Genomic DNA, 26960 nt, shown 5'->3' with positions numbered 1-26960 from the left:
CCTGAGGTGTAGTCCGTGACGGCGTGGATCCCCCTGACCTTCGCCTGTGTCGTCGGTCTGCTGATCATCTGGGTGCCTGGGCTCGTCGTCGTGCGGGCTCTCGACGTCAGGGGGCTGATCGCCTTCGGGATCGCGCCGGCCGTGTCGGGTGCCGTGATCTCGCTCTCCGCAGTCCTCGCCCCCGTGCTGGGGCTGTCCTGGTCGGTCGCGGTGGTGGCGGGCGGCACCGGGATCCTGTTCGTGCTGGCGGTGCTCCTGCGGCTGGTGCTGAGGCTCCGCCCCATGCCGGCGAGACCACCCCGTGCGCTCGCACGGGCGATCGGCATCTCGACGGGCGCCGCGCTCCTCATGACCCTGGTCGTCAGTACCGCGAGGTTCGTCTCGGCGGTCCCCGACCCGGCGCGCATCGCGCAGACCTACGACACGTCGTTCCACCTCAACACGGTCCAGATGATCCTCGAGACCGGTGACGCCTCGTCGCTGCACATGACGTTGACCAACCCGGCGGTCACCACGTCGTTCTACCCCGCGCTGTGGCACGGGATGGTCGCTCTGCTGGTCCAGCTCACCGGGGTGGGCGTCGCACAGGCGAGCAACGTGCTCGCGGCCCTGCTCGCGTTCGGCCTGTGGCCCGTGGGAGTCGCTGCGCTCACGCGCGCCCTGGTCGGTCCCAGCCCGCTGCCGGTCGCCCTCGCTGCGCTGTTCGCGATCTCGCTGCCGCAGTTCCCGGTGCGTCTTCTCTCGTTCGGCATCCTGTACCCGACGCTTCTGAGCCATGCCCTGCTGCCGGGGGTCCTGGCGATGTTCGTGCTGGCGGTGGACGCGCGAGGCTGGCGGCCCCGGCTCGTCGCGCTCCTGCTCGGTCTGGTGGGGTGGGGAACACTGGCGCTGGCGCAGACGAGTGCCGTCTTCGCACTGATGTTCGTCCTCGTGCCGTTGATGTTCCACGCCCTCGTCGTGTACTCGCGGAGGGCGCGGTTCCGCGGCGTCGGGATCGGACGTCGGGTGGCCGTGTGGCTCCTGGCGGTGGCGGCTGCGGCCGCCGGGTACGTGGTGCTCGGCTGGTCGCCGGTGATCGCCGGCATGCGGTCGAAGGTCGACTGGCCGGTCACGATGGATCTCCTGCCGGCGTTGAAGTCGGCACTGTCGTTCTCGTCGATCGACCCCGTGCTGGCCCCTTCGTGGGTGTTCGCCGCCCTGGTGGCCATCGGCGCCGTCGCGATGCTGAGGCACCGCTCGCTGCGCTGGGTCCCGTTCGGATACCTCGTGCTCCTGGCCCTGTACGTGGTCGCACGCGCTGGTTCGTCGGCCAGCCGCGCCGAGCTGACCGGCTACTGGTACGGGGACGCGCCACGGCTGGCGGCCCTTCTTCCGCTTCTCGCGGTTCCCCTCGCTGCCTACGGCGCGTTCTCGCTCGTCCTCCTGGCCCGGTGGCTGTTCCGTCGGCTGAAGCCCGCGTGGCGACCCTCGGGCGTCCTGGTCCTGACCGTCTCCCTGCTGGTCGCTGCGGTGGGTGTCCTCGTCGTGGGCCGGATGGCCCCGACCCGAGACGTCGACTACTGGCTCGCGACGACGTACCGGCTCGACCCCCACGCGGAGACGTCGAGCGGTCTGCTGTCCGCCGCCGAGGAGAGGCTCCTCGGGCGGATCGGCGACGTGGTGCCGGAAGGGGTCGCCATCGCGGGGAACCCATGGGACGGTAGTGCTCTCACGTGGGCCCTGGCGGACCGTGAGGCGGTCTTCCCGCACCTCAACGTCGTCTTCGACGTCCCGCGGCTGGTCGTCGCCGAACGTCTCGACGAGGCCGGGGAGGACCCCGAGGTCTGCGACGCGGTGCGGGCGCTCGACCTCGGGTACGTGCTGAGGATGGGGCCTTCGCTGTGGGGAGGGGACCCTGCGGGGCGTGATGCTCGCTACCCCGGCCTCGAAGGACTCGTCGAGTCGGGGGTGGCCGAGGTCGTCGCCTCCGAGGGGGACGCGGAGCTCCTCCGGATCACGGCGTGCTCGTGATCCCGACCTGTTGTGAACGTTGTGTGGCGATGTCGCAGGGAGGGTCCCCCAGGCCGGGAGGCCATCCGCGCCGCGCTAGGCTGAATCGGCTATTTCGCTAACGAGGAGTATGTGTGGACGCGGATCTTGTGGTGGTTGGATCGGGCTTCTTCGGCCTGACCGTGGCAGAACGACTGGCGGAGGAGCACGGGCGCAAGGTGCTCGTCATCGACCGCCGGGACCACATCGGAGGGAACGCCTACAGCGAGGCCGAGCCGACGACGGGGATCGAGGTCCACCGCTACGGCGCGCACCTCTTCCACACGTCGAACGAGCGCGTCTGGGAGTACGTGAACCGGTTCACCGCGTTCACGAGCTACGTGCACCGGGTCTACACGACCCACCGCGGCGAGGTGTTCCCGATGCCCATCAACCTCGGGACCATCAACCAGTTCTTCCGTTCGGCCTACGGCCCGGACGCCGCTCGTGACCTGGTCAAGGAGCTCTCCGCGGAGCTTGGCGGCAAGAAGCCGACGAACCTCGACGAGCAGGGGGTCTCGCTGATCGGTCGCCCGCTCTACGAGGCCTTCATCCGTGACTACACGGCCAAGCAGTGGCAGACGGACCCGACCGAGCTTCCCGCGAGCATCATCTCGCGCCTGCCCGTGCGCTACACGTACGACAACCGCTACTTCAACGACACGCACGAGGGTCTGCCGGTCGACGGCTACACGGCGTGGATCGAGCGGATGGCCGACCACAAGAACATCGAGGTGCGGCTGGGCGTCGACTTCTTCGACGAGTCACAGCCGGTCAACAAGAAGAACGTCGTCGGGAACGTCCCGGTCGTGTACACGGGCCCTGTGGACCGCTACTTCGACTATGCCGAGGGCTCGCTGTCCTGGCGCACGCTCGACTTCGAGCAGGAGGTGCTCCCGACCGGCGACTTCCAGGGGACCTCGGTCATGAACTACGCGGACGCCGACGTCCCGTACACCCGGATCCACGAGTTCCGGCACTTCCACCCGGAGCGGGACTACCCGACGGACCGGACGGTCGTCATGCGCGAGTTCTCGCGCTTCGCCGAGAAGTCCGACGAGCCCTACTACCCGGTCAACACGAGCGTGGACCGCGAGAAGCTCCTGGCCTACCGCGACCTGGCGGCGGGGGAGAAGGACGTGCTCTTCGGTGGGCGTCTGGGCACGTACAAGTATCTCGACATGCACATGGCGATCGGTGGAGCCCTCTCGATGGTCGACAACAAGCTGGCTCCCCACTTCGGTGGCCAGGGAGCTCTCCAGAGCGGCGGGGTGGACGCATGAGCATCTCCGGATCGGGTGAGCCTCGCGTTCTCCAGCGCGTCGTCCTGCCGTTGAAGGGCGACCAGGACATCCTGCCGCTGTACGTCGAGGGGCCGCAGGGGCAGCCCGTGGTCAGCATCGGGTCGGACGACAAGGAGCGCATCTCCCACAGCGGTCCGGCCGAGCGGCAGGACATCGCACAGGTCCTCTCGCGTCGCTCCTTCCGCGTCAAGCCCGGGGAGCGCACCTCGTTCGGCACCTACTTCAACGCGTTCCCCGCGAGCTACTGGCGCCGGTGGACCGTTGTCGACGAGGTCACCCTGCGCCTCGTGGTCGAGGGGGCCGGGTCGGTCTTCGTCTACCGGTCCAACGCGCGGGGGAACATCTACCGCGTCGCCTCGCGGGCGTTCTCGAGCCAGACGAGGGACGAGTTCACCTTCGAGCTGTCGCTCGCCAACTTCGCCGACGGCGGGTGGTACTGGTTCGACGTCGTCGCGGACGGGGATGCTGCGGGGGCGACGCTCTCGTCGGCCCAGTGGGAGTCCCCGATCGAGCGCCCGACGGGAAGCGTGAGCATCTCGGTCACGACGCTCAACAGGCCCGACGACATCCTGCAGCTGCTCGAGCAGGTCGCGACCGACGACGCGCTGCTGAACGTCCTCGATCGCGTCCTGGTCGTGGACCAGGGTACGCAGCACGTGACTGATCTTCCCGGGTTCGAGAAGGCCGAGCGCGGTCTCGACGGACGTCTGCGGATCATCCGCCAGGCGAACCTGGGGGGATCCGGTGGCTTCTCGCGGGGCATGAGCGAGGTCCTCGACGCCGACGAGAGCGACTACGTGCTCCTCTCGGACGACGACGTCCGGACCGAGCCGGAGGGCATCCTCCGGGCGGTGACGTTCGCGGACTTCGCCCGGAAGCCGACGATCGTCGGCGGGCACATGTTCTCGATGTACGACCGCGCCTTCCTCCACTCGATGGGTGAGCGGATCGATCCGTGGCGCTTCTGGTGGGGTCCTGCGATCGCAGGGTCGGAAGGGCACCACCTCAACGAGGCGGCGCTGCGCACGTCGCCGAAGCTGCACCGGCGGATCGACGTGGACTACAACGGTTGGTGGATGACGCTCATCCCGACGTCCGTCCTGCGCAAGGTCGGTCTGTCGTTGCCGGTGTTCATCAAGTGGGACGACGCCGAGTACGGGCTGCGCGCTCGAGCGGCCGGGGTGCCGACCGTCACGCTGCCCGGCGCCGCCGTCTGGCACGTGCCGTGGACGGACAAGGACGACAGCCTCGACTGGCAGGCCTACTACCACCAGCGCAACAGGGTTCTGGCCGCGCTGCTCTACTCGCCGTTCGAGCGAGGCGGTCGTATGGTCCGCGAGAGCATGTACCACCAGCTCAAGCACCTGCTGGCGGCGCAGTACTCCGTGGCCGAGCTCCGTCTTCAGGCGCTCGAGGACCTGTTCACGGGTCCGGAGCACCTGCATGCCACGCTCGCGACCAAGCTGGCGGAGATCCGCGCGACCCGCGCGAGCTTCGACGACTCGCGCGTCGAGCGCGACCCGGGGGCATTTCCTGCGTTGCGGTCTCAGAGCGCCAAGAGGGGGCGTGACGCGGTGCTCCCGGAGAATCGTGTGACGGCTCTGGTCATGGCGGGTCTGGGACTGGCGAAGGCGGTCCGTCCCGCGAACCCGATGAGCAAGGAGCATCCTCAGGCCGAGATCGCGGCCATGGACGCCCGGTGGTGGCTGCTGTCGCAGTACGACTCGGCTGTGGTCTCGACGTCGGACGGCTCTGGTGCGGCCTGGTACAAGCGTGACCCTGCCGTCTTCAAGGAGCTGCTCGGTCGGAGCATCGCGCTCCACGAGAAGATGCTGCGCGAGTGGAGCACCCTGTCCTCCACCTACAGGTCGGCGCTCGACGACCTCGTCGGTCAGGAGGCCTGGAAGCGTACCTTCGACAGCACCCAGCAGGACGAGTCGTGAACCCTGCGGTTCCTCTGACGACCCCCGGGTACGGCCACGGACTGCTCGACGTCTTCCGCCGTCGGTACCTGCTGAGGCTCATCGTCCGCAAGGAGCTCAGGGTGCGCTACCGAGGGTCTGTCCTCGGGATGGCGTGGTCGTACGTCAAGCCGGCCGTCCAGTTCCTGGTCTACTTCGTCGCGCTGGGCATCTTCATGCAGCTCAGCGGGAGGATCGAGGACTACGCGATCTACCTGTTCTCAGGAATCGTTGTCATCAACTTCTTCAGCGAGGGGTTCGGCAACGCGACGCGGTCGGTGGTCTGGAACGCGCCGCTCGTCCGGAAGATCTACCTCCCGCGCGAACTGTTCCCGATGGCTTCGCTGTGGGTCTCCGCGGTGCACTTCTTCCCGCAGCTCATCGTCCTGCTCGTGGGGACCTTGATCGCTGGTTGGCGCCCGGGGATCGTCGAGCTCGCGGCGGGTGTCGTGGGGTTCGTGATCGTGGCGCTGCTCTCGCTCGGGCTGGGGCTGCTCTTCGGCGCCGTGAACGTGTTCTTCCGGGACGCCGAGAACTTCGTCGACCTGATCGCGATGGTCGCCACCTGGGCCTCGCCCGTGCTCTACCAGTGGGAGATGGTGGCGGACGTCCTGCCGGGCTGGCTCTTCACGCTCTACCAGCTCAATCCGTTGACTGCTGCCGTCGAGCTGTTCCACTACTGCTTCTGGTTCCCCGCCACGGCCGGGGCGGCAGCGTCGCCCCCGATCCTCATGCCACCTGACATGTGGATGTTCGCAGGTATCGCCGTCCTGGTCTCGCTCGGCACCGTGCTGATCGGCCAGACCGTCTTCCGGCGCCTCGAGGGGCGCTTCGCCCAGGAGCTGTGATGACGACGTCCATCGAGGTCAAGAACCTGCAGAAGCGCTTCACCCTCCGCCACAACCGTTCGCTCAAGGAGCTGATGGTGGCCGCGGTGCGAGGGAAGGACCTGTCGGACACGTTCCTCGCGCTCGACGACGTGTCGTTCGACGTCCAGGAGGGAGAGACGGTCGCGCTCCTCGGCTTCAACGGGTCGGGGAAGTCCACCCTCTTGAAGCTGATCTCGGGGGTGCTCCGTCCCGACTCGGGGTCGATCGGGACGCGGGGCAGGGTCGCGGGCCTCATCGAGGTCGGTGCGGGTTTCCACCCTGACCTGACGGGGCGTGAGAACGTCTACCTCAACGCGGCGATCCTCGGCCTCAGCCAGGCACAGGTCGAGGCGAGGTTCGACGAGATCGTGGCTTTCAGCGAGATCGAGAAGTTCATCGACACCGAGGTGAAGTTCTACTCCTCGGGGATGTTCATCCGTCTGGCTTTCTCGGTCGCGGTCCACTCGGACCCCGAGGTGTTCCTCATCGACGAGGTCCTGGCCGTCGGCGACGAGCCGTTTCAGCGCAAGTGCCTGGACCGTGTCCGTGAGCTGCGGGACGAGGGGCGGACGCTCGTCATCGTGAGTCACGATCTCGACATGGTCGCCGACCTGTGCGACCGAGGGATCCTGCTCGAGAAGGGGGTCGTCGTGGCTGACGGCGACACCAGGGTGCTTGTGGACAAGATGCGGGCTTCCTAGCTCCGTCTCCCGACCCGGTCGGTCGGTCGGGGGCACGCGGCACCGCGTGCCCCCGACCGCCGTGCGTCAGGCGGTGAGACGTTCGCTCTGCCGCAGTCGTTCCTGGGCACCAGGATCCTGTGTGAGGCGTGCCGAGGTCGCGGACGAGAGCAGGACCACCGAACCGTCGTGGGTGAGCAGGTCGAGGGTGCGACGAACCACGTCGCGTGGCGTGGTCGGTTCGAGCATGACGCGGCGGTTGCCTCCTGACGCCGGCTGAGTGCCGGTGGCCCACACGACGAGGTCGGCGTGCCGGACCGCGGGCTCGTCGTCCTGCTCGATCGCGACCGCGGTCGGGTCGATCTCCTCGACCCAGCCGATCTGGTCGCCGTAGGTCATGACGGCCGAGCCGGCGTCGATCGTCCCGGGCGGCAGGTCGCCGTCGAACCGGCGCGCGAGGGCGGGGAGCGGTACGGCGACGAGCTGGGCGCTCGTGCCCGCCCAGGCGGCGGGGCGGGAGGTCACCACGACGTCTGCGTCGGCGATGCCACGAACGTCCTCCGGCCCGACGGCGGCGCTCCCTTCCGTGGCCGGCGGCAGCACGAGCGTGGCTCCTGTCCGCCAGGTGGCGAGCGCCCAGACGATGGCGCGCCAGTGCGGGGGGAGGTCGAGGAGAACGCGGACCCCGGGTGCTGCATCGAGTTCTTCGACGAGCAGGTTCACGGTCTTGTTGATCCAGTTGTGCAGGACGGCCCCCGACAGCTCGACGCGTTCGTCGTCGTCCCCGTACCAGGTCACGCGTGGCCGCCCGGGATCGCGAGTGAGGATCGACTGCAGGTCGGCGATGTGCATAGGGGTGGTGGAGGACTCTGTCATCTGCTCAGGGTAGGGCCCGTCAACACTCTCGGTGTCCGTGATTTCACCCACGGAATCGTCTGGATACCACATTTCGGCTTGACGGACGCGGATGACACGCGTGTAATTTCTCCAATGCAGTTTTCAAATAACGGCATGAAGGGGCGCAACATGTGGAACGTGCTGGGCGATGATCTGGGGGCATTTCCCTCGGACGCAGGTCAGCCTGTGGAGACGGTGGCTCCGGTGCTGCCGCTCTTCGGCGAGGTCGTGGACGACGGGCTGATGGGGTGGCAGGAGCGCGCTCTGTGCGCTCAGACCGACCCTGAGGCGTTCTTCCCCGAGAAGGGGGGATCGACCCGCGAGGCCAAGAAGGTCTGCACGGGCTGCGAGGTGCGGGCCGAGTGCCTCGAGTACGCGCTCGAGCACGACGAGCGTTTCGGCATCTGGGGCGGGCTCTCCGAGCGTGAGCGTCGCAAGCTCAAGCGCCGGGTGGTCTGAGGTCGCTCCGGCTCTCGGGTCGGGAGCGGGCGAACTGTCGCTCGGGTAGACGACCTGCCGTGTCGAGGTCCCACGATCTGCAGCGAGCGCGGGCCATGATGTGGCCAGGATGACTTCTTCAGACACGACCACGGTGACCGGTCCCTACCACCAGCCAGGTGCGACGCAGCAGCGCGCACGTGGTGCGGCGCCCCACGCCGTCACGGCGGTGACCGGTTCCGTCCCCGGCGTCGTCTCGGTGACCGCGGTGGTCGTCACGCAGGGGCACACCCGCTACCTGCCCCACACGCTCGACGCCGTCCGGTCCCAGTCGGTCGTACCGGATGCCGTGATCGTGGTCGACGTCGCCGCGTCCCAGGCGATGAGCGAGTACCAGGAGCTCCAGCTCGGCGGCGCGCGGTTCCTCGCAGCCCCTCACGCGCGCACCTTCGGGCAGGCCGTGGACATCGCGCTCGCGTCCCGCGACACGCAGGACCCGCCGACCTGGATCTGGCTCCTGCACGACGACTCCACCCCCGAGCCCGGCGCCCTGGCGGAGCAGCTCAGGGCGGTCGAGCACTCGAGCACCGTGGCGATCGCCGGCGCGAAGCAGCGCCGGTGGGACCTCGACGGTGACTCCGACGGGGTGCTCCTCGAGGTCGGGTTCACGGTCTCCCCGCTCGGTCGCAGGATGACCGGTATCGACGAGCACGAGATCGACCAGGGGCAGCACGACGCCCGTGAGGACGTCTTCGCGGTGGGCCTCGCCGGCGCGCTCGTGCGCACCTCGGTCTGGCAGGCGTTGGAGGGCACCGACCCCGAGTACGGGGTCTTCGGCGACGGGCTCGACCTCTGCCGCCGCGCGCGGCTCGCCGGGCACCGGGTCGTCGTGGTCCCGCGTGCCGTTGTCCGGCACGCGCAGGCGTCGCTCCTCGACCTCCGCGACGAAGGACGCCACGAGGACGAGCCCCGGGTGCCGGACGCCGAGGCGTCGTACGGACCCCGGCGGCGCAGCCACCTGCACTACCGGCTCGTGAGCGTCGCCTGGCCGATGCTCGTGCCGACCGTGCTCGCCATGATCCTGTGGGCGCCGTTCCAGGCCATGTACCGGCTCGCGATCAAGCGCCCCGCGCAGGCGCGGGACGAGCTCCTCGCGCCGCTGTGGGCGGTCGTCCGGCTCCCGGCGGTCGCGCGTTCTCGCCGGTCGGTGCGTCGGACCAGCATCCTTCCCCGACGCGCGCTGGTCCCCCTGCTGGGCACCTGGCGTGACGTCCTCGGGGAGCGCCGGGACCACCGGTTGGCGAACGCCGAGGAGCACCGGGTGTCCACGGCTCCCACCGATCTCGAACGGGCCGAGCTTCGTGCGATCGGTCGCCGGCGCCACGTCGTGCTCGGGCTGCTGACGCTCGGCCTGCTCGCGGTGACCGCGCTCGTCTTCGGGTCGGTCCTCGGGGCCCTCTTCGCCGGTGGGCGCTTCGTCGGTGGCGAGCTCCTCCCGGCGGACGGGAGCTTCGCGGCCGTCTGGCGGGCGGCGACCGGTGGCTGGGTCGCGGACGGGCTGGGATCACCGGCACCGGCCGACCCCTTCACGACGTTCCTCCTCCCGTTGGTGCTGCTCGGTGGCGGATCGCTCCAGCCGGCGGTCGGTGTCATGGTGGTGCTGTCGTTCGTGGTGGCGGGGCTGGGGGCCTGGTTCGCGGCGGGTGGGGTGACCCGCTCGGTCTGGCTGCGGGCATGGGCCGTGCTCGTGTGGGTCGCGGCCCCGTCCTTCGTGCTCGCGCTCGGCGACGGGCGCCTCGGGGCGCTCGTCGCGCACGCCGCTCTCCCGTGGGTCGCGCTGGGGGTCCTGCGGGCTCTGGGGGTCCAGGCGTACGACGAGCTGAGCCCCGCCCTCGGGCCGGTCGGCGGCCGTGCGCAGGCAGCGGGCCGACGAGCGCTCCGGCGACGGCGGCCGGGCTCGGTCGGTGCGGCGGCAGCCGCGGGGCTCGCCGTGCTGGTCGCGGTGTCCGGGGCCCCGATCCTCCTCCCGGTGCTCGTCCTGGCGCTGGGTGTCGTCGCGGTCGCGGCGCGAGCGCACCGCCGGTACCTGCTCCTGGTCCTTCTTCCCGCCCTCGTGCTCCTTGCACCCTTCTGGTACCACGTCGGTACCACCTGGACCGACGGCGGGTGGCGCCTCCTGGCGACCGGTCCTGGCGTGCCGGTCGGCTCGGACGCGGCCCCGGCGTGGCAGCAGCTCCTCGGTCTGCCCGTTGAGGGTGCCCCGTGGTTCGGTCTCGACGCCGGGGTGCTCGGTGAGGTTGCGCGCCTCGCGCCCCTGGCGACGGGAGCGCTGGTCGCGACGCTGGCCGTGCTCGCCCTCTTCCGTGCGCGGGTGGCCGGTGTGGCCTGTGCCTGGTTCATCGCCGCGCTGGGCCTCGCCGCCGCCGTCGTGACGGGGGCGGTCGAGGTCGCCGGCTCGGCCGGGGGCCCCGTCCGTGGTTGGTCGGGTGCAGGGGTCTCGGTCGTCGTCCTGGCGCTCCTGGGGGCCGCCCTCCTCGGTGCTCCGGGGCTGCGTCAGGTGCGCCGTGGCGATCCGCAGGTCGACGCGGACGCTTCCGAGGGGGGCGTGGACGCGCCGGGGGTGGGCACGTCGGACACGACGGGTGCGCGTCAGCCCGTCGAGAAGCACCCTCGCCGCAGGGCCCGACGCGCTCGCGCGCTCGCGCGGTGGCGAACGGGCGGGGTCGGCCTGCTCGCCCTGGTCGCGGTCCTCGTCCCCGTCGCGTCGCTGGCGTCGTGGACCGTGAGCGCGACCGACCGTGACGGTGCCGTCGGGGATCTGGTCGTCGTGACCGATCCCGTGGTTCCCAAGGTCGGTCAGCAGATGCAGGACTCCGAGCGCGAGGTGCGTGTGCTCTCGCTCGAGCTCGCCCCCGGCGGGGTCCTCGAGTACGCGTTGCTGCGCGGGGACGGACCACAGATGATCGATGCGTCGAGCGTTGTGCAGGCGCGCGCCATGACTGACCCGTCGTACGCGCAGGGGGACCTGCCGACGGTCGTGGCGGGCATGGCGACGGGGAGCGCCGCCGGTGCTGCACGTGAGCTCGGTGACCTGGGAGTGGGCGCCGTCGTGCTGCCGACCTCGACGACCGAGGACGCGGTCGCGGAGCGTGAGCGCGCCGAGCTCGTGGCGCGTCTCGACATGGTGCCGGGCCTCGAGCGGGTGACCGAGGGGCAGACCTCGGTGCTGTGGCGGGTCGCTCCTGGTCCGCTGGAGACGGACGCCCCGGCCTGGGCACGAGTGGTCGCGTCCTTGCCGACCTCGGACCGGCGGGACGACGACGGGCCCGTCGTGGTCGAGCGACTCCTCCCGGCGGACGACAGGTCCGTCGCGACCCGGGTCGAGTCGGGCGGTCCGGAGCGGGCGGTCGTGCTCGCCGAGACCGCAGATCCCGGCTGGGTCGCGACGCTCGACGGTCGCGTCCTCGAGCGCGCCGAGGTCGACGGCCGTCAGGCCTTCCTCCTCGGCTCCGAGGCGGGCAGGCTGTCGGTCGACTTCGTCCCCGAGCACCGGTTGCCCTGGCTCGCGGCGGCGGGCCTGACACTGTTGATCTTCGTGCTCCTCGCCGTACCGGTGGGACGTCGTCGGACCGGAACGAGGTAGTGCCCGTGACCACCAGAAGCTCCAGACCGCACCCCCTGCTGCGTCGCGTGGCGACGATCGGCACCGGCCTGGTGGCCGTCGCACTCACGGGAGCCGTCGCTGCCGTCGGGCTTCCCGGCGGGTTCGGGACGGTCGCCGGTGCTGTGCCGGACGTCGAGCAGGTCGAGGCGTCGACGCCCGAACGCACCCTCGTGTGCCCTGCGCCCGTCCGTCTGGCGGACTCGGCACAGGTGGGCGACGCCCAGTTCGGCGCCGCCCCCGTCGCGACGGCGACCGTGCTGCGCGCCGGGGTGGTCGGTGGGGGCTCGACCACGGGTTCTCCCGGTGAGACACCGGTGACGCTCACGGGGCTCGAGGCGCTCGACGCGGCGCCGCTCGAGCAGGACGGCGCGGGGGCCACGGTGGTCTCGTTCGCCGACGTGTCCGAGGGGCAGGCGCTGAGGGTCGGTGCCGGGATGCCGGTCGACACCCGTGTCGCGGCCGCCGAGGCGTCGACGACGATCGCCGGGGACCTGCGCGGGCTCGCGGCGGCGAGCTGCACGACCCCGGACATCGACCACTGGCTCGTCGGGGGGAGCACCGAGGTCGGCAGCAGCGCGCAGCTCGTGCTGCAGAACCCGGGCCGCACCCCTGCGACCGTGCGGATCGAGGTGTGGGGTCCTGGTGGCCCGGTCGTCCTGAGCGGCGGGGGCCAGTACCTGGTCCCTCCCGGCGAGGAGGTCGTGACGCTGGTCGAGGCGGCCGCGCCGGAGCAGCGACGGCTCACGGTCCGTGTCGAGTCGTCGGGGGGGACGGTCGCCGCCTACCTGCAGCACAGCACCCTGGCAGGGCTCGTCCCGCTCGGCGTCGACTACGTGGTGCCCGGGGCCTCGCCGTCCCTCAGCACGGCCGTCGGTTTCACGAGCTCGGGTGAGGCCGTCGACGACGCGCTCGCCCCGCAGGTCAGGCTCCTCGCGCCGGGTGCCGAGGCGGGGACCGCGACGCTGACGGTCTACGGTGCGGACGGTCGCGTCCGGGTGCGTGGGGGGGAGCGGGTCGAGCTGTCTCCCGGGGCCGTGACCGACCAGTCGCTCGGTGGCCTGCCCGCAGGGTCCTACACGGTCGTCGTGGACGCCACGGTGCCGGTCGTGGCCGGGGCGTCCGAGGCCCGGGCGGGCGACGCCGTCGAGGGTTCGCCCTCGGGCGCGGTGCTCGTCGACCGTGCGTGGATCGCGTCGACCCCGGTCGCCGCGACCGCCTCCGGGGCCGAGACGCCTGCCAGGTCCCCCCGGGCGCTCGATCGCGGCACCGTCACGCTCGTGCCCGGTACGTCGAGCCTGGTCCGTGTCGGCGCCGTGCCTCGGGAGCGTCCCGAGGACGACGCACCCACGGGGGCGTTCCGCGGCACGTTGCGTGCCTACGGACCGGACGGCTCCCTGCTCGGGGAGCAGGATCTCGACGTTCCTGCGGGCTCGACGGCCACGTTCGACGCCGCGGTGCTGGGTGCCGGGACCGAGCCCGCCGTCCTGACGCTCGACGCGACCGAGGACGAGGCGACGGGCGGCCAGGGCGCGGCAGAGCCCGTCTGGTCGGTCCTCGTGACCGCCGGGGCCCCGCTCGCGGGTGCGCCCGAAGGGGCGCCGGGAACCCTGGTGTCCGTGCTCCTGCCGGTTCCTCCGGCGCAGAGCCAGGGGAGCGTGGACGTGCGCGTCACGCGGACCGCGGGGCTGCCCGACTGACCTGTCAGTGGCCGCCCTGGTAGCGGGGGTCGATCTCCTCGGGCGTCCGGGCGAGCATGTGCGCGACCTGCTCGACGACGACGTCGCGCACCAGGTCGGCCAGGTCGTCGTCGTCGAACGCCCGCGACTCGACGGGGCGGCGGTAGACGACGATGCGAGCCGGTTGGCCGGCGTCGGCAGGGAAGTAGCGCCCGAGGGGCACCCCGGCGTCCTCCCAGGGGGCTGGGTCCGAGGGCGGGACGTCCTCGACCGCGAACTCGGTGCCGTGGAGCTGGCGGGACCACCCGCGCTCGAGCAGGCTGATCGTCGCGATCACGTGCTCGTCGAACTTCTCGCCGCGCGTGCGGTTCGCGGGGGCGGACGGTGGGAGGAGCGGGCCCCGGACGCCTCGTCCACGCCGGTCGCGACGGCGCGGGTGCGGTCCGACGTCGTTGAGGTCCGGTCCCCGCGGAGGGATCTGCAGCGACGCGACGAGGGGCGCGGGGGCGTCGGCCGAGGCCTTCTCGGGGCGGCGGCGCGAGCCGTGCGGGACAGGGGAGGGCGAGTGACCGGGCACGCCCCCGAGCCTAGACGAACCGTCGGGCGTCGGCCGCGACCACGCGTCGGCACGACGTGCGGGACGGCTGCACGGCGTGTATGGCACCGCGACCACCTCGCAGGGCGTAGTGTCAGCCCGTGAGATCCGTCAGACAGTGCTCGCGCACCGCATGCACCCGTGCTTCGGTGGCGACCCTCACCTACGTCTATGCGGACTCGACCGCCGTGCTCGGGCCCCTGGCCCACCTGGCCGAGCCGCACAGCTACGACCTGTGTGCCGAGCACGCGGAGCGCCTCACCGCGCCTCGTGGTTGGGAGGTCGTGCGCCTCGCGCAGCACTTCGTCGAGACCGGCCCCAGCGCGGACGACCTCTCGGCGCTCGCCGAGGCGGTCCGGGAGGCGGGCCGCCCGCGCCCGGGCCCCGAGCCCGACGACGTCACCGAGGTCGGGCGTCGAGGTCACCTGCGGGTCCTGCGCGCCGAGGGCGACTGACCGGCTGCCCGCCGGAGGGCTTCCACGGAGGCCTTCGTCGTCTCCCACCCGGGAAGTGCACCGCGCTGCAGGGCCGTGGACAGGTCCGGTGCCTGCTCGTCCTTGGGGGACAGGACGGGGGTGAGCGGTCGACCGGCACGGTCGACCGTGGGCCACGGGATGCCGAGCGACCTGTCCAGCGGGTCGATCCCGTGCTCGCGCTCGGGGGCGTAGCCCGTGGAGCAGAGATACACCACCGTCGACCCCGCCTCGAGGGACATGAAGGCGTGCCCCAGACCTTCGGAGAGGTAGACGGCACGGTGGTCGACGTCGTCGAGCAGGACCGTGTCGTGCTGCCCGAAGGTCGGCGATCCGACACGCAGGTCGACGACCACGTCGAGCACCGCACCACGGGGGCACGTCACGTACTTGGCCTGTCCCGGCGGGACGTCGGCGTAGTGGATCCCGCGCAGCACCCCGGCGTCCGACACCGACAGGTTGGCCTGCGCCAGGGCCAGCGGATGGCCGACGGCCCCCTCGAAGGAGCCTGACGTGAACCACTCCAGGAACATGCCGCGGTCGTCGCGGTGATGTGTCGGTGTCATGGCCCATGCCCCTGGCACGGTCAGTTCTCGCACGAGCACGGGTAGCCTCTCAGGGGGATGCGGGACGTGTCGCGCCGCTCGGCGGCGCCGTGGGGCTCCGAAGCCCGGGGTGCGTCGTCGACGTGCCCGGTCGGAGGTCGAGAGGAGTGCGTGTGCGCTGGGTCGTGACGGGTGCCGGCGGGATGCTCGGTGCCGAGGTCGTGGAGCTGCTCGCCGCGAGAGAGCAGGACGTCGTCGTCGCGCTCTCCCGGGACCGGCTCGACGTCACCGACCCGGACGCGGTCCTGCTCGCCCTGCGCGGGGCGGACGTCGTGGTGAACTGCGCGGCCTTCACCGCCGTCGACGACGCGGAGTCGGACGAGGCGTGCGCGGCGGAGGTCAACTCTCTCGCCCCGCGGCTGCTCGCCGCTGCTGCGCGCGAGGTCGGGGCCCGACTCGTGCACGTGTCGACGGACTACGTCTTCGGTGCGTCGGACCCGTCCGACGGCCCGATCCCGACGAGCGCACCGACGGCCCCGCGCAGCGCGTACGGCCGGACCAAGGAGGCCGGCGAGCGCGCCGTCCGTGCCGAGCTCGAGGACCACCTGATCGTGCGGACCGCATGGCTGTACGGCGCGAAGGGCGGGTGCTTCCCGCGGACCATCGCGGCGCTCGCTGCGCAGCGCGAGCACGTCGACGTCGTCGACGACCAGGTCGGGCAGCCCACGTGGGCGAAGGATCTCGCGGAGCTCCTCGTGCGGCTCGTGGACGCAGGTGTCCCCCCCGGGACCTATCACGGCACCGCGAGCGGCAAGGCCTCGTGGTTCGAGTTCGCCCGGGAGGTCGTGCGGTCCGCGCACCTGCCGGCCGAGCGCGTCGGTCCGTGTGCGAGCACGGCCTTCCCGCGCCCCGCGCCGCGGCCTGCCTGGTCGGTGCTCGCTCACGACGCCCTGCGACGAGCCGGGGTGGCGCCGATCGGGGACTGGCGCGAGAGATGGCGTGCGGCCGCCGACGAGGTGCTGTCCGGGCCGTGAGCGGCGGACGTCATCGGGCATCGAGCAGGTCGAGGAGGTAGCGGCCGTAGCCCGACTTCTCGAGCAGCCGACCACGGGCCTCCAGCTCCGCGTCGGTGATGAGGGACCGCCTCCAGGCGATCTCCTCCGGGGCCCCGACCTTGAGCCCCTGGCGCTGCTCGATCGCCCGGACGTAGTCGCCCGCGTCCATGAGCGCGTCGAACGTCCCCGTGTCGAGCCAGGCCGTCCCTCGCGGCAGGACCTCGACGTGGAGTCGTCCCTGTTCCAGGTAGTGCCTGTTCACGTCGGTGATCTCGTACTCGCCTCGTGCGGAGGGCTGGAGGCCCGCAGCGATCGAGACGGCGTCGGAGTCGTAGAAGTACAGGCCGGGGACGGCGTAGCGACTCTTGGGGGAGCTCGGCTTCTCGGCGAGGGAGATGGCCCGCCCGGCGGCGTCGAACTCGACCACGCCGTAGGCCGAGGGGTCGGCCACGCGGTAGGCGAAGACCGCACCGCCGTCGACCTGCTCGAACCGCTGGAGCTGTTCGCCCAGTCCCGGCCCGTAGAAGATGTTGTCGCCCAGCACCAGGCCGACCCGCTCTCCGTCGAGGAAGTCGGCGCCGATCAGGAGCGCCTGCGCGAGCCCGTCGGGGCTCGGCTGGACCGCGTAGTCGAGCGAGATCCCGAACTGCGAGCCGTCCCCGAGCAGCCGCCTGAAGGGCTCGGCCTCGTGCGGGGTCGTGATGACGAGGATCTCCGTGATGCCCGCGAGCATGAGAGTCGAGAGCGGGTAGTAGATCATCGGCTTGTCGTAGACCGGGAGGAGCTGCTTGCTCGTCCCGAGCGTGATCGGATGCAGGCGAGTGCCCGAGCCGCCGGCGAGAATGATCCCCTTCATCCCGGAAGAATCCCACGCCCTGCCCCAGGGGCGCAGCCGGTGGCGGGTGAAATGACGTCCGGCTCCTCGGGCGCCCCGCGTGCTGGTCGCTAGACTTGCGCGCGTCGGGGCCGCCGCCCCTGCCCCTGCGCCTGGTACTACCTGGAGGTCGTCGTGCGTGTCCTGGTGACGGGTGGTGCGGGCTTCATCGGGTCCGGGTTCGTACGGTCGACGGTCGCGCAGCGACCCGACGCACGCGTCACCGTCCTCGACGCGCTCACCTACGCGGGCGACCGGTCGTCGTTGGCGTCGGTGGCCGACGACGTCACGTTCGTCCACGGGGACGTCGCCGACGCGCAGCTCGTCGACGACCTGGTCGCCGGCTCCGACGTGGTGGTGCACTTCGCCGCCGAGTCGCACAACGACAACTCGCTCCTGGACCCGTCCCCGTTCGTGCGGACCAACGTCGTCGGCACGTTCACCCTCCTCGAAGCCGTGCGCCGGCACGGGAAGCGGCTCCACCACGTCTCGACCGACGAGGTCTACGGAGACCTCGCGCTGGACGACCCCGTCCGCTTCACGGAGTCCACGGCGTACGAGCCCTCTTCGCCGTACTCGGCCACCAAGGCGTCGAGCGACCTCCTGGTCAGGGCCTGGGTGCGGTCGTTCGGTGTCCACGCCACGATCTCGAACTGCTCGAACAACTACGGCCCGTACCAGCACGTCGAGAAGTTCATCCCGCGCCAGATCACGGAGCTCCTCGACGGTCGGGCCCCGCGGGTCTACGGGGCCGGGCTCAACGTGCGGGACTGGATCCACGTCGACGACCACAACGACGCCGTGTGGCGGATCATCGACCGGGGGGCGCCCGGAGAGACGTACCTGATCGGCGCCGACGGGGAACGTTCCAACCTCGAGATCGTCCGTGAGCTGCTCGCGCTGTTCGGGCGGGCCGCGGACGAGATCGAGTTCGTCGCCGATCGGGCGGGGCACGACCTGCGCTACGCGATCGACTCGTCGCGCCTGCGACGCGAGCTCGGCTGGGCGCCCCGCTTCACGGACCTGACCGAGGGGCTGGCCTCGACCGTCGACTGGTACCGCGCGAACGAGGCCTGGTGGCGACCGGCGAAGGAAGCGACCGAGGCGCGCTACGCGCGCTCGGGGCAGTGACCCGCGCCCGCTTCCGTGACCTGACGACCGGCGGTCCCGGCTAGGCTGACCAGGTGTCCATCGACCTGACCCAGCTCATCAAGGCCTACGACGTCCGCGGCACGGTCCCGGACCAGCTCAACCCCCGGGTGGCCCGGGCGATCGGTGCCGCGTTCGCGCGCGTCGTCGTGCTGCCCGAGGCGACCAGCACCGGGGGCGAGGTGTCCGCCCGCCCGCGCGTCGCCGTCGGGCAGGACATGCGCGACAGCGGACCCGAGCTCGTCGACGCGTTCGCGCACGGCCTCGCCGACGCCGGCGTGGACGTGCTCCGGATCGGGCTGTGCTCGACCGACGGCCTCTACTACGCGTCGGGTGCGCTCCACGTCCCGGGTGCCATGTTCACCGCCTCGCACAACCCGGCGGTCTACAACGGCATCAAGCTGTGCCGCGCGGGCGCGCGGCCCGTGGGGCAGGACTCGGGCCTGGTCGCGGTGCGCGAGCTCGCCCAGGAGTACCTCGACGGCGACCTGCCCGCCCCGGTCGCGGACCGCGGCGAGATCACCGACCGCGACATGCTCGCGGACTACGCGGCCTTCCTGCGCTCGCTCGTGGACCTGCGGGGCATCCGCCCGCTCAAGGTCGTGATCGACGCGGGCAACGGCATGGGCGGCCTCACGGCACCCGCGGTCCTGGGGACCGCGGCAGGTCTGGAGGCGCTGCCCCTCGACGTCGTGCCCCTGTACTTCGAGCTCGACGGGACGTTCCCGAACCACGAGGCGAACCCGCTCGACCCCAAGAACCTGCTGGACCTGCAGGCCGCGGTCGTCGAGCACGACGCGGACCTGGGCCTGGCGTTCGACGGCGACGCAGACCGCTGCTTCGTGGTCGACGAGCACGGCGACCCGGTGTCCCCGTCTGCGATCACGGCCCTCGTGGGGCTGCGCGAGGTCGAGCGCGAGAAGGCCGCGGGACGGGTCCCGACGATCATCCACAACCTCATCACGTCGCGCGCCGTCCCCGACTTCATGTCCGCAGCGGGGGCGAAGGTCGTCCGCACCCGTGTCGGCCACTCGTTCATCAAGGCGCAGATGGCCGACAACGACGCGGTGTTCGGCGGCGAGCACAGCGCCCACTACTACTTCCGCGACTTCTTCTTCGCCGACACGGGCATGCTCGCGGCCATGCACGTGCTCGCGGCCCTGGGCGGGCAGCAGCACCCGCTGTCCGCGCTCGGCGAGGTCTACGAGCCGTACACCGCGAGCGGCGAGATCAACTCCCAGGTCGCCGACGTCCCCGCCGCGCGCGCCCGCGTCGTCCAGGCGTACGTGACCGAGCAAGGGGCAGGACCGGTCGTGGTCGACGAGATGGACGGCCTCACCGTCTCCCACTGGGACGCCCACCCGCAGTGGTGGTTCAACCTGCGTGCGTCCAACACCGAGCCGCTGCTGCGGCTCAACGTCGAGGCCGCCGACGAGGACATCATGGAGAAGGTGCGAGACGACGTCCTGTCGCTCGTGCGCGCCACCGAGAACCCCGCCACCGAGAACGAGAGCTGAGGCCGAGCACATGAGCGACGACACGACACCGGGCACCCCCGGACCGGTCACCCTCGACCCGTGGGTCCGTGAGGCGCTGAGGTGCCCCGTGACCGGGGCCACGCTCGTGGACGGCACGGCCCCGGACGGCAGCCCCGAGCTGCGCTCGACGGACCCGGAGCACCCGCTCGCCTACCCGGTGCGCGACGGGATCCCCGTGCTGCTCGAAGCCGACGCGCGGGTCCTCGTGCAGGCTCCGTAGAACCCGCGACCTCCGTCGACGACGCGAGCCCGGCACCCCAGGGGTGCCGGGCTCGCGTCGTCCTGCGCGGCGTCCCGGGCGGGGACGCACGACGGGCCGGCACCCTGCAGGGTGCCGGCCCGTCGCCTCCCGAGACGGCTCAGGCCTCCGCGGCGGCCTTCAGGTCGTCGACGAACGTCGGGTTCGCCTCGAGCCACTCGCGCACCGAGGCGTCGTTGTCGGCGCCCTCGTTCTCGTTGAACATGATGTTCTCGAGCGAGAAGAGCTGCTCGTCGCTCAGCGTGAGCGCGGAGATCCACGACGCGACGTCGGGGTGGTCCTCGGTGAAGCCCGTGCGGGCGACCGAGTGGATCTTCTCGGCCTCACCCATGGCGCCCTCGGGGTCCGCGAGGTCCTTGACGGGGAACGCGTCGTAGGCCCAGTGCGGACGCCACAGCGTGACGGCGACGTTCTCGCCCGCGTCGGTCTTGCTCTTGAGCTCGGCGAGCATGGCCGGGGTCGAGGAGATGACGAACTCCATGCCGTCCAGGCCGTACGTCGGGATGGCCTCGTCCTGCGTGATGCGGGTCAGGCCCGCACCGGACTCGATGCCGACGATGCGGTTGCCGAACAGGTCGGCGTTCGCGGCCAGGTCGGCGAGGCTGTCGACGGGGGCGTCCTCGTTGACCGCGATGGTCAGCTTGGCGTCGTCGTACCAGTAGCCGAGGTCCTCGAGGTCGTCGCCGTACTGCTTCTGGTAGTCGGCGTGCGTGAGGGGCAGCCACATGTCGAAGTTGACGTCGAAGTCGCCGCCGGCCATGCCCGTGTAGACGACCCCCGGGTCGGCCGTCTCGGTGCGGACGGTGTAGCCCTCGTCCTCGAGGATGGCCTTGAACAGGTGCGAGACCGCGATGCCCTCGTCCCAGCCCGAGTGGATCGCGATCGTGATGTCCTTGTCGGCCGCTCCGGAACCGGAGTCGGAGCCGGCGTCGGTGCCCGAGGCGCAGGCGGAGAGCCCGAGCCCGAGCGCGAGCGAGGAAGCCACGATCGCGGTGCGACGACGGGCCTGGTGGTGACGTGCGGGAGACATGATGTCCTTCCTTCGGCGGGCCGACCGCGCGAGCGGTGCGGACCGTCTGGGTTGGTGGTGTTGCAGGGAGGTGCAGGGGACCGGGGGACCCCGGGAGGTGCGGCCGGGCAGCAGGTGCCGCCCGGCCGCAGCGCCTCAGACCGCGGTGGCCGCGAGGGCCTTGGCGACGGGCGAACGGGTGCTGAGAGCAGAGGTCACGCGGTCGAGGAAGACCGCGAGGATCACCACGGACAGGCCCGCCTCGAAACCGAGCGAGATGTTGATGCGCTGGAGTGCCGCGACGACGTCGCCTCCGAGGCCACCCGCTCCGACCAGGCCGGCGAGCACGACCATCGAGAGCGAGAGCATGATGACCTGGTTGACGCCCGCCATGATGGTCGGCATCGCGAGGGGCAGCTGGATCTGGCGCAGGATGCGGCGAGGGGACGAGCCGAACGCGTGGCCGGCCTCGACGACCTCCTTGTCCACCTGCCGGATGCCCAGCTCGGTGAAGCGGACGCCGGGGGCGAGGGCGAACACCACGGTCGCGACGATGCCGGGGACGGCGCCCGTGAGGAAGATCATGACCATGGGGATGAGGTAGACGAACCCGGGCATGGTCTGCATGAAGTCGAGCACAGGGCGCACGACGCGCGAGACCGTGTCGTTCCGTGCGGCCCAGATGCCCAGGGGGATGCCGATGGCGAGCGCGATCACGCTGGCCACGAGCACGAGGCCCAGGGTCGCCATCGCGTTGTCCCACTGGTCGACGCTCGCGATGACGACGAACCCGACCAGGGTCGTGACCGCGAGCTTCCACCCCTTGGCGAAGAACGCCAAGGCGGCCAGGACGAGCGCGACGACGATGAACGGCGGCCCCTGGAGAACCGCTGTGAGCGCGTCGTAGCAGGTCAGCAGGACGTCCTTGACGACCGCGAAGAACGGCTTGAACGACGCGATGAGCCAGGTGACGAAGACGTCGACCCAGTCACCGAGGGGCAGGCGGGGGACGAAGGTGTCGGTGGTGCTCACGCTCGCGCTCCTTCCGTCGTGGGGGCGTCGAGCGGGGCGGTCGCGCCTTCGGCCGCGTCGACGGCCCCGTCGCCCTCGTTCTCCGCGCGCCCGACGGCGTCGGGCTCGTCGAGCGTGGGCGGCACCATGGCTTCGAGGAGGGTCACGCGAGGGATGACCCCGACCAGGCGGTTCTTGTCGTCCGTCACGGCGACGGGCAGGGGCGACTCGGCCGCCGGGGCGAAGAGCTCCGCGAGGGGGGTGTCGACGCTCACGGGAGCGACGCCGTCGTGCACGATCGACTCGATGCTCGTGGCGTGGTCGCCGCTCGACTTGAGCAGCGCGACCGCGTCCGCGTCACGGACGACGCCCCGCAGGACACGCTGACGGTCGACGACGTAGGCCGCCGACACCTGCGCCTCGCGCATCGTGCGGCTCGCGACGCGCGGGCCACCGCCGAGCGGGACGACCGCCGTGGGGCGAACCATGACCGACGAGGCGGTCAGGACGCGCGTGCGGTCCACGTCGGCGACGAACTGCGCGACGTAGTCGTTCGCGGGATCCGACAGGATCTCCTCGGCCGTGCCGATCTGGACCGTGCGGCCGTCGCGCATGACCGCGATCCGGTCGCCCAGGTGCATGGCCTCGTTGAGGTCGTGCGTGATGAAGACGATGGTCTTGCCGAGCGTCTGCTGCAGGTCGAGGAGCTGCTCCTGCATCTCGCGCCGGATGAGCGGGTCGAGCGCGGAGAACGCCTCGTCCATGAGCAGCACGTCGGTGTCCGCGGCGAGCGCGCGGGCGAGCCCCACGCGCTGGCGCATGCCGCCCGAGAGCTGGGACGGCAGCGAGTCCTGCCAGCCGCCGAGGCCCACGAGGTCGAGCGCCTGCTGCGCCTTCTCGCGGCGCTCGGCCTTGCCCATGCCCTGGATCTCGAGCGGGTAGGCCGCGTTGTCCAGGACCGTGCGGTGGGGGAGCAGGGCGAAGTGCTGGAACACCATGCTCACGCGGCTGCGACGCAGGGCCCGCAGCTGCTTGGCGTTCACGGTCGCGAGGTCGTCCTCGCCCAGGAGGACGTGGCCTGCCGTGGGCTTCCACAGGCCGTTGAGCATGCGGATGAGCGTCGACTTGCCCGATCCGGACAGGCCCATGACGACGAAGATCTCGCCCTGCCTGACGTCGAAGCTCGCGTCGATGACGGCGGCCGTGCCCAGGGCCTTGACGTCGGCGCGGCTCGCACCGTCCTTGAGGCGACGGACCGCCTCCTGCGGGCGGCGGCCGAAGACCTTGTAGACCCCCTGGACGCTCACGGCCACGGGGCGGTCGTCGGGCAGGGGGGCGGCGCCGTGAGCGCCTGGGAAGGGCTCGGTCTCGACGGGGACGGACGCGGCCGAGGCGGATGGCTCGGTGCTGGTGCTGCTGGCGGTCATGCTGGCGGGTCTCGCCACCTTCCAGGTGTCGTGGCGGGTCCGGAACGCTCCGCGGAGGGCGCCAGGGTGACCTGGCTGCGACCTCCCGGTGCGCTCAGCGCCGCGAGGCGCGTCACGGTCCACCGGATCGAGGCCCGCTGCCGGGGGCCACCCGGGTGGGTGGCCGCCGCGAGGCGCAGCGGGCGCTGACCTGTCGTGCTGCCGGCGTGAGCCGGTCGCGGACAGGTCGATCTGTCTCCAGCACCCTGCCCGATCCCAGAGCGAATTGCTACCGAGTGGCCGGTGTGCATGGCCGTTTCGAGGGAGATGCTTGACCCGGCAATCGTTGAAAGCGCGCGGTTTTGACCATTCACGGGATCGTTATTGCTTCGTGACGTTGATCTGGTCAAGCAGATTTGCTATCGCGCGCGGGCGCGAACTGTTGATCTGGCGAGGACGCCGAGGGTGACGTCCGCGCCCGCCGAGGGTGATGCTCCGGTGCGCCGAGGGTGACGGTGAGCGGCGCCGTCGGGCGGGCAGGGTGCCGGCGTCACCAGCGTGCGCGCTGCGCCTGCGCGAAGAGCGCAGCCACCGCCGCGAACAGCGCCCCACGCTGAGTGAAGAGCGTGTTGTCGACGACCAGCAGTCCCCACCCGTTCGCTCGCACCCGCTCACGGCGCACCCGGTCCCTCACCGCCTGGTCGGTATCGAGGTGGTACGCGCCGTCGTACTCGACGCCGACGCGGAGCTCAGGGTTCGCCAGGTCGAGCCGCGCCACGAACGCCCCCGCCAGGTCGTGGAGCTCGTGCTGCGCGACGAGACGTGGAAAGCCCTCCAGTGCGAGGAGGACGCGAAGCATCGACTCCCGCACGGACTCCGCACCGGCGTCCACGAGGTCGAACGCCCGGGGGACCATCGTGATCCAGCGGGCTCCCGGGTTGCGTTCGACGACGGGCCAGACGTCGGCGACGGCCAGGGGCGTCACCCGCACGAGCGCGTCCAGCCGTGGGACGGACCGCAGGAGCACAGGGTCGCGGGCGAGGTCGTACGCCGTACGAGCGGGTGTCGTGACGAGTCCCCACGCGGAGTCCTGCACGTCGGCGGGGTGGAACGAACGGCCGCGAGAGGTACGGCCGTCGACCGACCGGACCCGCCGGCCGTGCTGGGCACCGACCTCGACCGGGTGCGCAGCGCCCAGCTGGTCCACACCGTGGATCCACGCGGCCGTCGTGCCGCACAGGACGGCGTCCGGCGGCAGCGTGAGCCGGGCCGCGCGGACCCGGTCGCCATAGGTGAGTGAGTGCTGCGCCGGCGCGAGGACGTCCCGGGCGACGCGTTGCAGGAGCGGGCCGCCCCGACGCGCCGGGACGAGGTCCGGGACGTCGGTCGAACGCAGGAGGAGCTGGCCGTGGTCGTCGATGCTTCGCATGACGGGGATCGTGCCCAACGCTGTCGCCGTGGCGTGCGGGACGCGAGGCCGGCTGTGGACGACGATCCGTGGAGACCGGTTGTGCACGGGGTATCTCCTACGGGAGCCACGGGTCGCTGCAGGTCGGTGCGCGATCTTCCTCTCGCACCTGGTGCGCCGTCGCGGGCCGGCATCTCGGGAGCGTCGCCCTCGGCGCCCTCCCGCGTCGCCCTCGGCGGTCGTACCCGTCGCCGTCGGTGCCTGCCGGCGTCGCCGTCGGTGGTCACGGTGGTCACCCTCGGCGCGCGGCGAGCCGCCCCCGGTAGTCTGGAGCGACACCGTCAGAACCGTCGTTCGGAGCACCATGTCTTCTGCCACGCCCGCCGCTCAGGCCTCGTTCGACGAGGTCCCCGGCCGATACAAGGTCCGTGACCTGTCCCTCGCCGAGGCCGGCCGCCACCAGATCCGCCTCGCCGAGCACGAGATGCCCGGGCTCATGGCGCTGCGGGCCGAGTTCGGTGCGTCGCAGCCGCTCGCAGGTGCGCGCATCGCGGGCTCGCTCCACATGACCGTCCAGACGGCCGTCCTCATCGAGACCCTCGTCGCGCTCGGTGCGCAGGTGCGCTGGGCCAGCTGCAACATCTTCTCGACGCAGGACGAGGCCGCCGCGGCGATCGTCGTCGGGCCGCACGGCACTCCCGAGGACCCTCAGGGCGTCCCGGTCTTCGCCTGGAAGGGCGAGAGCCTCGAGGAGTACTGGGACTGCACCGAGCAGATCCTGCTGTGGCCGGGCGGCAACGGCGCCGAGGGGGCGAACCTCATCCTCGACGACGGCGGCGACGCGACCATGCTCGTCCACCTGGGGCTCCAGTACGAGCGCCTCGGCACGGTCCCCCCGGACACCCTGCCGGGCGAGCCCGACCACACGCACGAGATGAACGTCGTGCGTTCGGTCCTGCGCCGGGCGCTCGCGGCCGACCCGCTGCGCTGGACGGGCATCGCGGAGCAGCTGCTCGGCGTGACGGAGGAGACGACCACGGGCGTGCACCGCCTGTACCAGCTCGCCGAGTCGGGCGAGCTGCTGTTCCCGGCGATCAACGTCAACGACTCGGTGACCAAGTCGAAGTTCGACAACAAGTACGGCATCCGCCACTCGCTGCCAGACGGCATCAACCGTGCGACCGACGTCCTCATGGGTGGCAAGGTCGCGTTCGTCGCGGGCTACGGCGACGTGGGCAAGGGCGCTGCCGAGGCGTTCCGCGGCCAGGGCGCGCGCGTCATCGTGTCCGAGGTCGACCCGATCTGCGCGTTGCAGGCCGCGATGGACGGGTTCCAGGTCGCGCGCATCGAGGACGTCCTGGACGAGGCCGACTTCTTCATCACGACCACGGGCAACAAGGACGTCGTCACGGCCGAGCACATGGCCGCGATGAAGAACAAGGCGATCGTCGGGAACATCGGCCACTTCGACAACGAGATCGACATGGCGGGGCTTGCTCGGATCCCCGGCGTCACGCGCACGGAGATCAAGCCGCAGGTCCACGAGTGGACGTTCCCGGCCGCGGGCGGCGAGGAGCCGTGCTCGATCATCGTCCTGTCCGAGGGGCGTCTGCTGAACCTGGGCAACGCGACGGGGCACCCGTCGTTCGTCATGAGCAACTCGTTCTCGAACCAGGTCATCGGGCAGATCGAGCTCTTCGAGGACAGCAAGCGCCCGGAGGGCGAGCGCACGTACGAGCGCCAGGTCTACCGTCTGCCCAAGGTCCTCGACGAGAAGGTCGCGCGCCTGCACCTCGACGCGCTGGGCGTGCGCCTGACCGAGCTCTCGACGAGCCAGGCGGACTACCTCGGCATCCCTGTCGAGGGGCCGTACAAGCCGGAGCACTACCGCTACTGAGCGGTCGTGTGCGCCCCTGAGCAGGGGGCCCGACGGCGGAGGGCCGGGTTCCGGGAGGAGCCCGGCCTTTCGCGTGCGGTCACCCTGGGCGCGGCGTTGCGTCGCCCTCGGCGGGTGGGCACGTCACCCTCGGGGGTCTCGTGCGTCACCCTCGGCGGTCCGGGGCGTCACCGTGGGCGCTTTCGGCACTCCTGCGCAAGGATGGTCCCAGCAGCGCGCCGACA

22 protein-coding genes are annotated in these 26960 nt (G+C 71.3%); 14 read left to right on the top strand and 8 right to left on the bottom strand.

The window, feature by feature from the left end; all coding sequences use genetic code 11:
* Positions 1–15: 15 nt before the first annotated feature.
* The 5 genes from IE95_RS0102450 to IE95_RS0102430 all read left to right on the top strand — a co-directional run bounded on the left by IE95_RS0102450 (position 16) and on the right by IE95_RS0102430 (position 6863).
* Positions 16–2010 (top strand): DUF6541 family protein, encoded by a 1995-nt coding sequence (locus IE95_RS0102450; protein ID WP_030150042.1) that lies wholly within the window; start codon positions 16–18, stop codon positions 2008–2010.
* A gap of 113 nt (positions 2011–2123) precedes the next feature.
* On the top strand, positions 2124–3311 hold the full coding sequence (gene glf, locus IE95_RS0102445; protein WP_030150041.1) for a UDP-galactopyranose mutase: 1188 nt from the start codon (positions 2124–2126) through the stop codon (positions 3309–3311).
* The gene (locus tag IE95_RS0102440; protein ID WP_030150040.1) at positions 3308–5275 is read left to right on the top strand and encodes a glycosyltransferase; all 1968 of its coding nucleotides are present in this window, start codon (positions 3308–3310) and stop codon (positions 5273–5275) included. Before glf ends, IE95_RS0102440 begins: the two co-directional genes overlap by 4 nt.
* Complete coding sequence (locus IE95_RS0102435; RefSeq protein WP_030150039.1) at positions 5272–6141, top strand: ABC transporter permease; 870 nt, start codon at positions 5272–5274, stop codon at positions 6139–6141. The genes IE95_RS0102440 and IE95_RS0102435 overlap by 4 nt, the downstream gene beginning before the upstream one ends.
* Positions 6141–6863 (top strand): ABC transporter ATP-binding protein, encoded by a 723-nt coding sequence (locus IE95_RS0102430; protein WP_030150038.1) that lies wholly within the window; start codon positions 6141–6143, stop codon positions 6861–6863. Before IE95_RS0102435 ends, IE95_RS0102430 begins: the two co-directional genes overlap by 1 nt.
* A gap of 66 nt (positions 6864–6929) precedes the next feature.
* Here the strand turns inward: IE95_RS0102430 and IE95_RS0102425 are convergent, their stop codons facing one another.
* Positions 6930–7718, bottom strand: coding sequence for a TIGR03089 family protein (locus IE95_RS0102425; protein ID WP_030150037.1), 789 nt, complete (start codon positions 7716–7718; stop codon positions 6930–6932).
* 150 nt (positions 7719–7868) lie between these two features.
* On the opposite strand from IE95_RS0102425, the gene IE95_RS0102420 reads away from it, so the two are divergent.
* The 3 genes from IE95_RS0102420 (at position 7869) to IE95_RS0102410 (ending at position 13538) form a co-directional block, all read left to right on the top strand.
* Positions 7869–8198, top strand: coding sequence for a WhiB family transcriptional regulator (locus IE95_RS0102420; protein ID WP_036570549.1), 330 nt, complete (start codon positions 7869–7871; stop codon positions 8196–8198).
* 109 nt (positions 8199–8307) lie between these two features.
* Positions 8308–11820: a glycosyltransferase gene (locus tag IE95_RS21220; RefSeq protein WP_084689723.1), complete on the top strand. Its 3513-nt coding sequence runs from the start codon at positions 8308–8310 to the stop codon at positions 11818–11820.
* 5 nt (positions 11821–11825) lie between these two features.
* Positions 11826–13538: a DUF5719 family protein gene (locus IE95_RS0102410; protein WP_129429426.1), complete on the top strand. Its 1713-nt coding sequence runs from the start codon at positions 11826–11828 to the stop codon at positions 13536–13538.
* Positions 13539–13542: 4 nt separating this feature from the next.
* On the opposite strand, the gene IE95_RS0102405 is transcribed toward IE95_RS0102410, so the two are convergent.
* The gene (locus IE95_RS0102405) at positions 13543–14094 is read right to left on the bottom strand and encodes a metallopeptidase family protein (protein WP_420819370.1); all 552 of its coding nucleotides are present in this window, start codon (positions 14092–14094) and stop codon (positions 13543–13545) included.
* Positions 14095–14213: 119 nt separating this feature from the next.
* Between IE95_RS0102405 and IE95_RS0102400 the strand changes: the two genes are divergently transcribed.
* Positions 14214–14567 (top strand): DUF3499 domain-containing protein, encoded by a 354-nt coding sequence (locus IE95_RS0102400; protein ID WP_030150032.1) that lies wholly within the window; start codon positions 14214–14216, stop codon positions 14565–14567.
* Here IE95_RS0102400 and IE95_RS0102395 read toward each other — a convergent pair.
* Positions 14534–15190 (bottom strand): dTDP-4-dehydrorhamnose 3,5-epimerase family protein, encoded by a 657-nt coding sequence (locus IE95_RS0102395; RefSeq protein WP_036570546.1) that lies wholly within the window; start codon positions 15188–15190, stop codon positions 14534–14536. The genes IE95_RS0102400 and IE95_RS0102395 overlap by 34 nt on opposite strands.
* A 113-nt stretch (positions 15191–15303) precedes the next feature.
* On the opposite strand from IE95_RS0102395, the gene rfbD reads away from it, so the two are divergent.
* On the top strand, positions 15304–16164 hold the full coding sequence (gene rfbD / locus IE95_RS0102390; RefSeq protein WP_030150030.1) for a dTDP-4-dehydrorhamnose reductase: 861 nt from the start codon (positions 15304–15306) through the stop codon (positions 16162–16164).
* A 10-nt stretch (positions 16165–16174) separates the two neighbouring features.
* Here rfbD and rfbA read toward each other — a convergent pair whose 3' ends face one another.
* On the bottom strand, positions 16175–17041 hold the full coding sequence (gene rfbA, locus IE95_RS0102385) for a glucose-1-phosphate thymidylyltransferase RfbA (RefSeq protein ID WP_030150029.1): 867 nt from the start codon (positions 17039–17041) through the stop codon (positions 16175–16177).
* 153 nt (positions 17042–17194) lie between these two features.
* On the opposite strand from rfbA, the gene rfbB reads away from it, so the two are divergent.
* The 3 genes from rfbB to IE95_RS0102370 are packed head-to-tail and all read left to right on the top strand — an operon-like array spanning position 17195 to position 19966.
* Positions 17195–18190, top strand: coding sequence for a dTDP-glucose 4,6-dehydratase (gene rfbB / locus IE95_RS0102380; RefSeq protein ID WP_030150028.1), 996 nt, complete (start codon positions 17195–17197; stop codon positions 18188–18190).
* 53 nt (positions 18191–18243) lie between these two features.
* Positions 18244–19725, top strand: coding sequence for a phosphomannomutase/phosphoglucomutase (locus IE95_RS0102375; RefSeq protein ID WP_036570543.1), 1482 nt, complete (start codon positions 18244–18246; stop codon positions 19723–19725).
* 10 nt (positions 19726–19735) lie between these two features.
* On the top strand, positions 19736–19966 hold the full coding sequence (locus IE95_RS0102370) for a Trm112 family protein (RefSeq protein WP_030150026.1): 231 nt from the start codon (positions 19736–19738) through the stop codon (positions 19964–19966).
* Between the two features lie 139 nt (positions 19967–20105).
* Here the strand turns inward: IE95_RS0102370 and IE95_RS0102365 are convergent, their stop codons facing one another.
* The 4 genes from IE95_RS0102365 to IE95_RS19380 all read right to left on the bottom strand — a co-directional run bounded on the left by IE95_RS0102365 (position 20106) and on the right by IE95_RS19380 (position 24860).
* Positions 20106–21035, bottom strand: a complete 930-nt coding sequence (locus IE95_RS0102365) for a glycine betaine ABC transporter substrate-binding protein (RefSeq protein ID WP_030150025.1) — start codon at positions 21033–21035, stop codon at positions 20106–20108.
* 135 nt (positions 21036–21170) lie between these two features.
* Entirely contained in the window at positions 21171–22046 is an 876-nt protein-coding gene (locus tag IE95_RS0102360) for an ABC transporter permease (protein WP_030150024.1), read from the bottom strand.
* Complete coding sequence (locus tag IE95_RS0102355) at positions 22043–23452, bottom strand: quaternary amine ABC transporter ATP-binding protein (protein WP_084689722.1); 1410 nt, start codon at positions 23450–23452, stop codon at positions 22043–22045. Before IE95_RS0102355 ends, IE95_RS0102360 begins: the two co-directional genes overlap by 4 nt.
* Positions 23453–23981: 529 nt before the next feature.
* Positions 23982–24860: a hypothetical protein gene (locus tag IE95_RS19380; protein WP_051702605.1), complete on the bottom strand. Its 879-nt coding sequence runs from the start codon at positions 24858–24860 to the stop codon at positions 23982–23984.
* Positions 24861–25203: 343 nt separating this feature from the next.
* Between IE95_RS19380 and ahcY the strand changes: the two genes are divergently transcribed.
* On the top strand, positions 25204–26736 hold the full coding sequence (gene ahcY, locus IE95_RS0102345) for an adenosylhomocysteinase (protein ID WP_051702604.1): 1533 nt from the start codon (positions 25204–25206) through the stop codon (positions 26734–26736).
* Positions 26737–26960 lie beyond the last annotated feature (224 nt).

It is taken from the genome of Oerskovia turbata, assembly GCF_000718325.1.
Lineage (GTDB): Bacteria > Actinomycetota > Actinomycetes > Actinomycetales > Cellulomonadaceae > Oerskovia > Oerskovia turbata.
Note: the sequence above shows the minus strand (reverse complement) of the source record. Positions and strands in the feature narration are given on the sequence as shown.